At 48.4% G+C, this 12936-nt stretch carries 11 protein-coding genes and 1 tRNA gene; 4 read left to right on the forward strand and 8 right to left on the reverse strand.

Features of this window, described 5'->3' with window-relative positions; translation table 11 throughout:
* Nucleotides 1-27 precede the first annotated feature (27 nt).
* The 7 genes from NIES2104_RS11080 to NIES2104_RS11110 form a co-directional block, all read right to left on the reverse strand.
* Nucleotides 28-2262 carry a glycoside hydrolase gene (locus NIES2104_RS11080; RefSeq protein WP_058998273.1) on the reverse strand — a complete coding sequence of 745 codons (2235 nt, stop codon included), beginning with the start codon at nt 2260-2262 and terminating at the stop codon, nt 28-30.
* 67 nt (nt 2263-2329) lie between these two features.
* Entirely contained in the window at nt 2330-2560 is a 231-nt protein-coding gene (locus NIES2104_RS11085; protein WP_059001667.1) for a NifU family protein, read from the reverse strand.
* Between the two features lie 93 nt (nt 2561-2653).
* A complete protein-coding gene (locus NIES2104_RS11090; protein WP_058998274.1) occupies nt 2654-3295 on the reverse strand; it encodes a DUF3386 domain-containing protein in 642 nt (213 codons plus the stop codon).
* A 54-nt stretch (nt 3296-3349) separates the two neighbouring features.
* Nucleotides 3350-3994 carry a hypothetical protein gene (locus NIES2104_RS11095; protein ID WP_058998275.1) on the reverse strand — a complete coding sequence of 215 codons (645 nt, stop codon included), beginning with the start codon at nt 3992-3994 and terminating at the stop codon, nt 3350-3352.
* A 61-nt stretch (nt 3995-4055) separates the two neighbouring features.
* On the reverse strand, nt 4056-4646 hold the full coding sequence (locus NIES2104_RS11100) for a Uma2 family endonuclease (RefSeq protein ID WP_058998276.1): 591 nt from the start codon (nt 4644-4646) through the stop codon (nt 4056-4058).
* Between the two features lie 3 nt (nt 4647-4649).
* Nucleotides 4650-6365, reverse strand: a complete 1716-nt coding sequence (locus NIES2104_RS11105) for a HAMP domain-containing sensor histidine kinase (RefSeq protein WP_263970942.1) — start codon at nt 6363-6365, stop codon at nt 4650-4652.
* A gap of 140 nt (nt 6366-6505) precedes the next feature.
* Nucleotides 6506-6733: a type II toxin-antitoxin system CcdA family antitoxin gene (locus NIES2104_RS11110; RefSeq protein ID WP_058998278.1), complete on the reverse strand. Its 228-nt coding sequence runs from the start codon at nt 6731-6733 to the stop codon at nt 6506-6508.
* A 322-nt stretch (nt 6734-7055) separates the two neighbouring features.
* Between NIES2104_RS11110 and lepA the strand changes: the two genes are divergently transcribed.
* From lepA to NIES2104_RS11125, 3 genes are all read left to right on the forward strand, one after another.
* Nucleotides 7056-8873 carry a translation elongation factor 4 gene (gene lepA, locus NIES2104_RS11115; RefSeq protein WP_058998279.1) on the forward strand — a complete coding sequence of 606 codons (1818 nt, stop codon included), beginning with the start codon at nt 7056-7058 and terminating at the stop codon, nt 8871-8873.
* Between the two features lie 289 nt (nt 8874-9162).
* Complete coding sequence (locus tag NIES2104_RS11120; protein ID WP_058998280.1) at nt 9163-10125, forward strand: UDP-glucuronic acid decarboxylase family protein; 963 nt, start codon at nt 9163-9165, stop codon at nt 10123-10125.
* A gap of 72 nt (nt 10126-10197) precedes the next feature.
* On the forward strand, nt 10198-11610 hold the full coding sequence (locus NIES2104_RS11125) for a UDP-glucose/GDP-mannose dehydrogenase family protein (protein ID WP_058998281.1): 1413 nt from the start codon (nt 10198-10200) through the stop codon (nt 11608-11610).
* Nucleotides 11611-11669: 59 nt separating this feature from the next.
* Here the strand turns inward: NIES2104_RS11125 and NIES2104_RS11130 are convergent, their stop codons facing one another.
* On the reverse strand, nt 11670-12488 hold the full coding sequence (locus NIES2104_RS11130; RefSeq protein ID WP_225895235.1) for a 1-acyl-sn-glycerol-3-phosphate acyltransferase: 819 nt from the start codon (nt 12486-12488) through the stop codon (nt 11670-11672).
* A gap of 236 nt (nt 12489-12724) precedes the next feature.
* Here NIES2104_RS11130 and NIES2104_RS11135 point away from each other — a divergent pair.
* Nucleotides 12725-12797: transfer RNA gene (locus tag NIES2104_RS11135), tRNA-Glu, on the forward strand.
* Nucleotides 12798-12936: the final 139 nt, after the last annotated feature.

Genomic DNA, 12936 nt, shown 5'->3' on the forward strand with positions numbered 1-12936 from the left:
ATCGCCCAAACCGACGATCGCTAATCTCTACGGAACCGCGATCGCAATAATCCCATTCTCCGGCAAATACTCCCGATACCGTCCCCCATCTGAGAACACTACAATCAATTGCAGTAAGTAATCAGGTTCTACTTTCAAATCCGCCCAAGGGATAGCAATCTCTACACACTGATCCACTCCGATCTGAGCGCGGCTTGCTCTCGATTGCCAGCGGAAATATTCTCCAGCTTCCTGAAACCAAATCGTCTGAGTGAGCAAGTTCACACCTAAATGATGATGGTAGTGATAGTTCAGCGGTGCTTGCTCCGGAACATCAACTAATGGAATTGGACTATTGTTCATCGGTTGATTTGCATAGTACCAAAACAAGTTTAGCTCTGGTGGAATTTCCGTTCCAAGTTGCACTCCGGTTTTTAAGTCCAAGCGCAGATAGAAATTGATGTGATCCACACCATACCAAAGCCGCTGAATCGGACTACTTTGGTGCATGGTTCCACGAGCGCCACCGACCTCGATCCGTCCCGCTTTGTCCCAATCTTGCTCATTGCCTCGACCGTCGATCGCGGGATGAATAAATCCTTGAGGTGCATGATCGCCTTGTGCTTCGTGCACTTCAACAGGTTGGCGCACATTTTCAGGAACAGGTTCGTTTAGCGATCGATACAACGCTGCTAAATGCTCCCGAAACAGTTGATCAAACATCGCATCCTGATTCGAGGAATGTCCCTCGCCAAACCACCAGAACCAATCTGATCCTTCTGCTGCATACAATGCTTCCCAAGCTTCCGGATTGTTCTCTTCAGTAGCTTCTGGATGATTCGCTAAAGTTTGTCTTGCTGCGGTAAGCAAATCCCAAGCGCGATTCTTTGCTGGATCACCGATCCAAGTCGTAAAACTACCATCGACCCAAGAGCCACTATGCAACTGATTCGCAGGAATGGTCTCAGTCGGCGGATGTTGTTCAATGAACTCTGAAACCGTGACTAACCGAATGTCAGAATGATCGCTCAACGTTTGATAGAGCATTTCTAAGAATGGCTTCCCGTCTTGTGGGTAGAACTCCCAGCAATTTTCGCCATCTAATGCGATCGTGACGAGCCACGGCTGATCATTCTTCGGTTTTAGCGATCGAGCAATTGCCTCTAAATGCCCCACTAAATCTCTGACCGCTTTCTTCGGCTCCATTGCACTGTAAGTAAAGCCGATCAAATCCGATAAGCGATGATCCCGAAACACGATCGCTAAATCTCCCGCTGGTGTTTCCAATCGATACGGGCGATAGAGCTTCTCAGGATCATAGACATTCCCCGTTTCATCGCGATGGAAAAAGTACTTCAGCGACCAGCCTAAAACCGCTTCATCCGAACACAGCCAACTGAATCCCTGTTTCGCCACATACGGCAGAATTTCAGGACTGACCGACTGTTCCGAGGGCCACAATCCACGCGGCGATCGACCAAATCGCTCTTCGTACATCTGCCAAGCTTTATTCAAATGCCGAGGAATATCTTCAGCGAACTGAAATCGTGATTCGGGCAAGGTCATATTTGGAACCGCGACCCGTCCCGCATTCGTATCGGCTAACAAGGGCAAAATCGGATGAGTGTAAGGTGTCGTTGTCACCTCAAGCTGTCCAGTCTCCTGCATTTTGCGGTGCTGCGGAATGATGCGGCTGAGAATTTCTCGGTGTTTGGCGATGATGCGTTGTCGATCGCTTAACGTAAATCCTTTCCCGCGTTCCAACCAAGCCGCAATCTCTGGATCATCCCAAAACAGCGGATCAATCCACGCCAAATTGTGCCAAGCCAGCAAATCACTAAAATCTTGAGCATTCCAATTTTCCAAACACCAACCGCGTCCCCGATCTTGCCGCTGTCCGTAGAGTTCTGAATAGCGCGGATGTGGTTCGATCAAAGTACGAGCATTGGCATCAAAAAAATGTTCGATGATGAATTCTTTTAAAGGTCGATCGATGTTTTCATCCGGTGTTACGGTCGCCGTCAAATAGGGATCTAGTGCCGTTCCCGCTACATAGTCCTCAATCTGCATGATCAGCGACGGAACTAAATTCACCGTCTGATGCAGTTTTGGATAGCGTTCTAACAGCAACACCAAATCGAGATAATCCTTCGTTCCGTGAAGCCGCACCCACGGTAAGCGATATTGCCCTTCAGACGGCGAATAATAGTTCGCATCACCCCGACTTTTATAAAGCGGTTGATGCTGATGCCAGATAAATGCAACATGGAGCGGATACGGCATAAAAATGGGAGGTGAGGAGACTTTAAATAGTCTAGACCCTCACCTCCCCTTCAAATTGAGGAATTTCTTACAGAACTTGTTCGACTTCTGCGATTTCTGGAATCATTTCGCGCAAACGGCGTTCAATTCCCATTCTCAGGGTCATGGTCGAACTCGGACAGCTTCCACAAGCCCCTTGAAGGCGCAGTTTCACGATCGGTCCATCCAATTCCACCAATTCCACATTTCCACCATCCGAAATCAGGTACGGACGCAGTTCATCGAGAACGGTTTCCACATTTTCGGGTGTGAGTGTCAGAGACATAATTCACCTTCTAACAGCTTGATATTGATATCCTAACGCTGAACGATCGACAATTTCAGTGCGGGAGTTGGCACTTGATTTATCGGATTACACGTTTTCGAGCAATTGAACGTTTGAGAACAAAAATTCGCTCTTGTGTTCTTCGGTCGTAATCGTCCGGCTGGTCAAAATATAATAGCCGCCAATTTCTTCGTACAGGTCTTCAAATTCGCTTCTCGCGCCCTTCACGGCTCCGGTTTTCGGATCGCTGTAGAGCGAATCATACCGATGCGACAGATAGCCATTTCCGGTGTCGTGACTGCTGAAAGTATTAATTGTCACAACCACGCCATGAATATGACGGTGAACGAGACTAACTTCATTATTGCGAACTTTATAGCGATCGCCTTCCGACTTGCCGCCGACTAAAATTTCGACTCCACCATCGGGATCAGTCGTGCCAAGCGTAAAAATATTTTCGCCGTGGGTTGCTTCAAATGCCCGACGCACCCGGTGAACGGCAATTTCCCAAACTTGACCCTGAATTGCCTTTTTGCCTTCTCCGTCTTCGATATCGGTCACATCAAACGTAAAGTCAGCATTGATGCGGCATTTGGCTTGATAGGTCTTACCGTCTTCGCGATAAGTCACGTCTGCGGTGTAGCCCGGAAATTTCTCATCCCAGGTGTACCGATTTTCGTAAGCAGCCCGAAACAAGGCACGCGCATCAGTCTGTACTGTTGTGGTCATAGCATCTCCAACAATGTCGCTTTCCCTAGTTTAAAGAATTTATCGAGAAGTCGCTTAACGAAGCTGCTCAACAAATTTCTGATAAAACGGCTCATGCGATCCAGAGAAATTCTCCATGTCTTTTTTTGTCAAGCATCCACGCTTACCTGTATACGGATTTTCTACCCAACCAGAAATCTTTTTCGGATACTCTAGATTTTCACTCCAGGTAATGTTAAATGCAGCATATTTGGAAAAGAATTCCATCTCTGCATACGCATCGATACAATCGTGAATCCACCAAGCTAAAGCCGTCCAATCTCCTGTTTGCTCATAGTAAGGAATGAAAGAAGTTACAACAATGCAAGCTGTCGCACCCATAAAACCCTTTTCATCTTTAACATCCCAAATGTGACGAGCGTAGTTTGAAGAATTTTCAGCACAGTTGTAACCTTTCTTTTCTGAACCAATCTGATTGACTTTGCACGATCGATAAGCCGATCGAATACTAACCCGTCCCAGTCCCTCTTGAATCGGTTCGAGCACGTTTTCACACAATTGTTTTCCGGCAGCGATCGCTAATTCTGGATCATCTGGAATATTCGGAATCCCTTCAATCTGCGAAATCTCAGAGTAAAGAAACTCCCGCATAAAAAAGCTTTTCGACAATTGCACCCGCCCCAATTCTTCCAACGTCTTTACGGATTGCGGTGTTCTCATTTTGACCTCGCTTGGAAAAACACTGCATTCTAAACGTTAGATAGAAATGCGATCGTAGTTTTTACAATCCCTGCTGAAAGACCCGAATCGCCTCTCCTGTATCTGTCTCAGCCATCAAAATACAGCGCTTAAGGAAATCAATATCAAGTTCTTCTAACCCTGGTAACTCACTTCGATCAATTCGCTCGTAGCCATCATTCCGAAGATGATTCAGTCGAAGCGTTCCATCTTCCCAAAACCAGACTTCAGGAACGCCTAACGCCTGATATCGAGGCAATTTCTCAAGTCCACCGCTCGTGAAAACAACCTCGATCGATAAATCCGCGATCGGCTTCACTTTCCCAATGCAGTAAGATTCATCGGCTTGAACCGAAGCGACTCCTTCTTTTTCCTGCGTCATCGATCGCGTGGGCACAAACGCGACTCCTCGATGTGCCAGATAAATCATCAACAAGCATCCGATAATACTGGCAAACGTTTCATGAGGTTGTCCGGGCATGAGAATTTCGATCGTTTCTGCGTAGAAAGAGAGCCGAACTCCAGGCGAGTTTTCAAACCCTTCCTGAATCAGCTTAAACTGTCGCCAAGTCCGTCCATGATGAACAATGCGCTGATCTTGAGTAAGCGGCTCTTTCACTGAAGCTTGAATCATGGCTCAATCTGCTGCAATCATGACAGGCTCTTGATAGAGCGGTACTGTAAATGTAACAGTTGATCCCAATCCTTCACCCATGCTGTAGAAATTTACGTCTCCGCCCATTGCTTCAACCAGCTTTTGGGAAATCGCTAGTCCTAGCCCTGTGCCACCATACTGCCGAGTCAGCGATCCATCGACTTGACTAAACGATTGAAACAGCTTGTCTTGTTTGTCGAGCGATACTCCAATTCCAGTATCCGCAACGCGAATTTTTACCAGTCCTGGCAGTTCCTCATCTTGAACCACGAGCCGCTTTTTGATCACTTCAGCGCTCACGGTGATGCCGCCTTCGTTGGTGAATTTGATTGCATTGCCCATCAGATTGAGCAGCACTTGAAGCAACCGCTGATAATTGCCAAATACAACAATTTCATCGTGTGTTTGCGGCATCTGCACTTCAAAACTAAGATTCTTTTGTCGAATCTGAGTTCGAGTCATCGTTTCAACTTGATCCAATAACTCTTGTAAGCTCACTGGATTGCATTCAATCTGCATTTTTCCAGCTTCGATCTTGGCAATGTCTAGAACGTCGTTGATGATGTCAAGGAGGTGCATTGCTGATCGATGAGCTTCTTCGATAAATTCCCGCTGTTCTTGGGGATCTTCCGCCATTCCATCAAGAATTAGCTTCAAAAAGCCGATCATTCCATTTAACGGCGTTCTCAATTCGTGCGAAGTATTTGCTAAAAATTCACTCTTGAGCCGTGATGCTTCTTCTGCTTGATATCGTGCTTCTTCCAATTCACGGTGTTTTAGCATCAAATTGTCATTTGCTCTTTGCAGTTCGATCAGCAATGCAGCGTGAGCGATCGACGTTCCCACCTGATCCGCCAGTTCTTTCACAAAGTCCAGTTCAACCTGTGTCCAAACGCGATCGCGATCGCACTGATCGAGAATAATCACACCGTTCGGCTGATCCTGATAATGCGTTGCCACTAATAATCGAGTTTGAGGAATATCACCTGATAGAGCCGGATCAATCTCCTCCGGAGCCTGTTTTACTGCACGAATCGGTTTTAAGGTCGCCAGCGCCTTTTGCAACAAAGGATCAGTTTGAAGCTGGAACACTTCACCCTTGAGCGATCCAAGACAGTCTTGGCGAAATTCTGCGACTGCTTCAATACTCGATCGCTTGGGATCATACGGACAAATCACACAGCGGCTCACATTTAGCGCCTGTCCCAGTCCATCGACCGTCACCTGCCAAATCGTTGAAAGATCTAGATTTTGTCGCGCATTCCAGACGATTTGGGTCAAAAGCTGCTGATAGCGATCGAGATCCTCCTCGCGTGAAATCTCCACCGCTTGCAACGGCGATCGCGCTTCGTCTAATTCATTCGCCTGCTCACCAGTAACCACCACGATCGCGGCTGTTCCATTCGGCAAAATCACCGGACTCATCACCAGATCAAATAGAATCGTCCGATCGCCGCACTCAAACAGACAGCGAAACTGCTCTGGGGTTTGAGACGATAACACCCGCTTCAACCGCTCTAGATACGTTGTAGGAGAAACCGGAGCGAATCTCACACTCATGGGTTTTCCAAGCCACTGACGAGACTCTGTATCGCTCCTGAGTTCGCGCCAGTGGAACGCAAGCAGAACTCCCGTCGCGTCTTGGGTCATCATCAACTCCGCGATATTCGCGATCGCAGCAGTCGAATCAGTAGGCACGGACGAGTCAATCGAGTAAGACGGATCGGACAAAGAGCTAGAAAGATTCACAGAAGTGACCATTTGACCGGGGAGTGAACATCGGACACTAAATCAAATTCACAGGCATCGCCACAGAAAACCGATCACAGCAACCAAAATTAATCATTCCACTCGCCTCTAGGAGGCACAGGCGGATTTCTCGGTAACGTCCGAGCATTATCCTCATCGCGGTAAAGTTCGCTTCGTAACCATTGCTTGAGCGCAACTTCGACCACTTTGCTCGGATCATTCGTCAAATGTCGGACTTGCTCCAACAGATCAGAATCAATCTGAATCGAAAGTTCGGTCTTATGTCGATCGGGCACTTGCAGTTTGGGGTCGTTCATGTTGGCTAAATTAGACAGGGCATTGAAAGCCGAAAATCACCCGCACTTTGAGAATCTCGTCTATAAATTATGGATGTACCGTTTTTTACATAGATTCAACAAAGTTTTAACATTCTTTCACAAGTGTGGCTGAGAAAAAATCGGGATCGTAAATTAATCCGAAACAAATTTCGGACATTTCTTTTTCTTAGCGTCTCAGACTCTCGAACTCCGTGAAGAAAGGATTAAAATATCTTAAGCGTTCTCTTTTAGATCTGACTCCACAAAGAGTGAGATTCTGATAGAAATGCCCGTCCTAGAGTGCCGCAACCTTTACACATATATGACTGACGTACCCGTCAACCGTATCCGAAATTTTTCCATCATTGCTCACATCGACCACGGCAAGTCCACGCTGGCTGACCGTTTACTTCAAGAAACGGGGACCGTGACTGCACGGGAAATGAAAGAACAGTTCCTGGACAATATGGAACTGGAACGGGAGCGCGGGATCACGATCAAGCTCCAAGCCGCCCGAATGAATTACACCGCAAAAGACGGGCAGCAGTATGTTCTCAATCTGATTGACACGCCTGGGCACGTCGATTTTTCGTATGAAGTGTCTCGATCGCTTGCCGCCTGCGAAGGTGCGCTCCTCGTGGTCGATGCGTCTCAAGGGGTAGAAGCGCAAACTCTCGCGAACGTTTATCTAGCACTCGAACATGATTTAGAAATTATTCCGGTGTTAAATAAAATCGATTTGCCGGGAGCGGAACCCGATCGCGTCCGGCAAGAAATCGAAGAAGTGATCGGACTCGATTGCTCGGATGCGATTATGGCTTCTGCAAAAGAAGGGATCGGAGTGCCGGACATTTTAGAAGCGATCGTGCGAAAAGTTCCGCCCCCCGAAGACACGACGAAACAACCTCTCAGAGCGCTGATTTTCGATAGCTATTACGACGCTTACCGAGGTGTGATCGTCTACTTCCGAGTGATGGACGGTCACGTCAAGAAAGGCGATAAAGTCTACCTGATGGCATCGGGCAAGGAATATGTCATCGATGAACTCGGTGTTCTTTCGCCGACTCAAGTTCAAGTCGATTCACTCCACGCTGGAGAAGTGGGATATTTTGCCGCCTCGATTAAAGCTGTCGAAGATGCGCGAGTCGGTGACACGATTACCCTTTCTGCAAACAAAGCCGCTGAGCCGCTACCCGGTTACATCGAAGCAAAACCGATGGTGTTCTGTGGAATGTTCCCGACCGATGCGGATCAGTTTCCAGAATTGCGTGAAGCCCTCGATAAATTGAAGCTCAACGATGCTGCACTCAATTTTGAGCCGGAAACTTCGAGCGCAATGGGTTTCGGTTTCCGGTGTGGTTTCCTCGGCTTGCTCCACATGGAAATCGTGCAAGAACGGCTAGAGCGCGAATATAATCTCGATCTGATCATCACTGCTCCTTCTGTGGTTTACCGAGTCACCACCATCAAAGGCGAAGTGCAGCTCATCGATAACCCTGGAAAACTTCCCTCTCCACAAGAGCGCGAGAAGATCGAAGAACCTTATGTTCAGGTAGACATCATCACGCCCGAAACTTATGTCGGCACATTGATGGAACTCTGCCAGAACCGCCGTGGAGTCTTCAAGGACATGAAGTACCTCACACCGGGACGAACCACGCTGATGTATGAACTGCCTTTGGCTGAAGTTGTTACCGATTTCTTTGATCAGATGAAGTCTCGATCGCGGGGTTACGCCAGCATGGAGTATCAACTGATCGGCTATCGCGAAAATGCCCTTGTGAAGCTGGATATTTTGATCAACGGTGATCCGGTTGATTCACTGGCAACGATCGTGCACCGGGATAAAGCCTATGGAGTCGGTCGCGCTCTAACGGAAAAATTACGCGAACTGATCCCCCGTCACCAGTTCAAGATTCCGATTCAAGCCGCGATCGGGAGCAAGGTCATCGCCAGCGAACATATTCCCGCCCTTCGCAAAGATGTCTTGGCAAAATGTTACGGCGGCGACATCTCCCGGAAGAAGAAACTGCTGCAAAAGCAAGCGAAAGGGAAAAAGCGGATGAAAGCGATCGGAACCGTCGATGTCCCACAAGAGGCATTTATGGCAGTTCTTCGCCTCTCCAACGAACAAGGCTAAATTTCATCATTCGTTGCAAGTTGCTCCTACCCAAAAAGTAGGGGCAATTTTCATAGGGCGTTGAAGATTCGATGAACTCGATCGAACGAAATTCCAGAACAAGATTGAGTCTGTTATGGTTCTACTGATGAAAAAGCTCGCTTGGCGTAGAGTTTTTGCCCCACTCCCTGTCCGGATCGCCATCGTGTCACCCGTTAATTTAATGGGTACACTTCTGGCAAGCAGGGAATCAATCACAACTGCCACTTCTACCCCTTGCTCGTTTGCAACTTAAGCGGATTTTGAACTTATGCGAATTCTTGTCACTGGTGGTGCAGGCTTTATCGGCTCCCACTTGATCGATCGACTAATGACCACAGGTCACGAAGTGATTTGTCTCGATAATTTTTACACCGGACACAAGCGCAACATCCAGCACTGGATGGGCAACCCCAATTTTGAACTAATTCGCCACGACATCACCGAACCGATTCGCCTCGAAGTGGATCAGATTTATCACCTCGCCTGCCCTGCATCGCCCGTTCATTACCAATACAATCCCGTCAAAACCGTCAAAATCAATGTGATGGGAACAATGAACATGCTGGGTCTAGCAAAACGAGTGAAAGCGCGGTTCCTCTTGGCTTCGACTTCTGAAGTGTACGGCGATCCCGAAGTTCATCCCCAGTCCGAAGAATACCGCGGTAGCGTCAACCCGATCGGGATTCGCAGTTGCTACGACGAAGGAAAGCGAGTTGCCGAAACCCTCGCCTTCGACTACCACCGCCAAAACGATGTTGATATCCGCGTCGCCCGCATTTTCAACACCTACGGACCCCGAATGCTCGAAAACGATGGACGAGTCGTGAGCAATTTCGTCGTCCAAGCCCTTCAAGGTCACGCCCTAACGGTATACGGTGATGGATCACAGACCCGCAGCTTCTGTTATGTTTCTGACTTAGTGGATGGTCTGTATCGCTTAATGAATGGTGATTTCATTGGTCCGGTTAATCTAGGCAACCCTGGCGAATACACGATTCTGCAACTCGCTCAAGCGGTTCAAGAAATGGTGAATCCTTCTGGCTCCGTAAAATTCGAGCCATTGCCGCAAGATGATCCCCGTCGTCGTAAGCCGGATATTACCCGCGCTCAAACTCGTCTTGGTTGGCAGCCTACCATTCCGCTCAAAGAAGGTCTAGAGCGCACGATCGCTGATTTTCGCAGCCGCCTCGAAACGCCTGAAGCACAACCAGAGTCGATGGCGACGCACTAAGGTCATCCACTTCGGGAATGCTGACGGAAAGATTTATCGAGGCAACATATCGTTTGTTCGAGGAGTATCACTATGCGCGTTTGCGTTATTGGAACAGGTTACGTCGGTTTGGTTACGGGTGTTTGTCTGTCTCACATCGGGCATCATGTCATCTGCATCGATAACAACGAAGCAAAAGTCAAATTGATGCAGTCGGGACAGTCGCCGATTTTTGAACCGGGATTGTCTGAAATTATGAAGTCCTCGATCGAATCGGGACGCTTAGAGTTCACGACCGATATCGCGGCTGGAGTCGAGCATGGTCAAATTCTGTTTATTGCAGTTGGAACGCCAGCGCTTCCCAATGGTGAAAGCGATACTCGCTATGTAGAAGCAGTTGCGCGTGGCATCGGTGCTAACCTTAAGGGCGGCTACAAAGTCATCGTGAACAAGTCTACTGTGCCGATCGGTTCTGGAGACTGGGTGAGGATGCTCGTGCTCGACGGACTCGCAGAACGTCAACGCGCAGAAGCGCAACCTGTTCTTGCTGGAGTCGGTGGCGGTGAAGAAATCAGACCCGCTGCTTTAACAGGCGAATATGATTTCGATGTGGTCAGTAACCCGGAATTTCTGCGCGAAGGATCTGCGGTGTTTGACACGTTCAACCCTGATCGCATCGTTCTTGGCAGCAACAACAGCGATCGACCGATTAAGTTAATGCAGGAACTCTATACGCCGATCGTGGAGCGTCAATTCGCGGAAGACAAATCTGCGCCCCCTGTTCCGGTAGTTGTGACGGATTTGAGTTCGGCTGAAATGATCAAATATGCGGCAAACGCATTCTTGGCAACGAAAATCAGCTTTATTAATGAAGTTGCGAATATCTGCGATCGCGTGGGTGCGGATGTGATGCAGGTCGCGAAAGGCATCGGTCTTGATTCTCGGATCGGCAGCAAATTCTTGAGTGCGGGTCTCGGTTGGGGCGGTTCTTGCTTCCCGAAAGATGTTTCTGCACTGATTCACACTGCTGACGATTATGGCTACGAAACTCAGTTGCTCAAAGCAGCCGTGAGCGTCAACGAGCGTCAACGGTTGATCGTCGTTGAGAAACTTCAGCAAGCGTTGAAGATTCTGAAAGGAAAAACGATCGGGCTTTTGGGTCTGACTTTCAAACCGGACACCGATGATTTGCGAGATGCTCCTGCACTGAACGTGATCGAGAACCTGACTCGTCTGGGTGCGAAAGTAAAAGCCTACGACCCGATCATTTCACAGAGCGGAATGCGCGACGGCATTTCTGATGTCATCGTTGAAACCGACCCAGAGCGTTTAGCAGATGGCTGTGATGCTCTGGTGCTTGTTACAGAATGGGCACAGTTCCTCAGCCTCGACTACATCAAAATGGCGAAGCTGATGAATGCTCCGATTTTGATTGATGGTCGGAACTTCCTGAATCAACCTGTTTTAGAAGAAGCAGGCTTCCGGTATATCGGCATCGGTCGCTAATTTCTAAAGAAAAACAAAAAAAGAGACGCGGGTAACTGCGTCTCTTTTTTTATTGGCTTTTACTGGCAGCATCCTCGCAAAATCTTTTCTAAATCCGCTGTTAACCGTTTTGCCCCTTGCTTCGGATGGTCTAAGCTGTACTCTGCCACCTTTAACGGCTGATGGACACGAACTTTAACCGCAGACCGCCACGGTACTAAGGGTTTGCTATATTGAATTGAGATCGGGACAATCTGCACATTCAAATTCGGCTGACTCGCTTCTGCTTGCAGTGCTAATCGAGCTAATCCAGGCTTAAGATTGGCAGGCTGTCGGTAGATATTACCTTCGGGAAAAATGACCAGCGCTTCGCCCTGTTGGAGCAAATCGATGCTGTGTCGAAGAGCTGAAATCGTCGGCTGACGAGTATTAATCGGAAACCCACCCAATCGCCGAATAAACCAGCCTTGAATCCCGTTCATTTCATCGGCTGTCACCATGAACCGCAACGCTCGACCCGTCACATCTTGACCCACCGCACAAGGAACCATCAAAGCATCCCACCGCGATCGATGTGTTGCCGCGATAATCACCGGACCGACTGCGGGAAACTGTTCTCGACCCGTTACCTCGATTCGTCGAAAGTAGAACGGCAGAACCACATAGCGTGCCAGCGGATAAACGATCGACGCGAGCCAAGGTAAGCAGCGCGATCGCACAGATTGAGAAGAATTCGAGTGTTCCACAAAGGAAGGCGCAGTTGAGGATGAAACAGGGTGTTCTTCTAGGGTACTGGGAGTTTCAGGCAAAGGAATCGAGGGGCGAGTCAGAACGCCATCAGTTTTTGGGGTCTTCGGCGATAGCATGAAGTCGATCAGCAGCATGACAGGTCGGGACAAAGCCTTCTAGAGTGGGTAAAGGTTCGTTATCTTTCATTTACGGTAGTGGGTTTTCTCGATCGTGCGTCTCTGCCAAGGGACAGTTCTAGGGCTGGCTAATCGTGATGTTTTTTGGCTTATTGCTTGATTTCACAGCTTGATTTGAAAATAAATTTAGGTAGACCTGTTGACAATCCTCGTTCTGCCCGTTACATTAGTAAATGTCGATTGTACGAAGCAAGCGCGACACAAACCGCGCCCCCATCGTCTAGAGGCCTAGGACACCTCCCTTTCACGGAGGCGACAGGGATTCGAATTCCCTTGGGGGTATATAACGAAGTGAGAGCAGAATGAGAGTTTACTCGCGTTCTGCTTTCTCGCTTTTAGGCTGGAAGATTCGAGAGCAATGCTTTTGCTTCCAATCGTCACAGCCTACACAGTGCTGAAAGTTGGCAAGGAGTCAAGATTG

It is taken from the genome of Leptolyngbya sp. NIES-2104 (genome assembly GCF_001485215.1).
Taxonomy (GTDB): Bacteria; Cyanobacteriota; Cyanobacteriia; order Leptolyngbyales; family Leptolyngbyaceae; genus Leptolyngbya.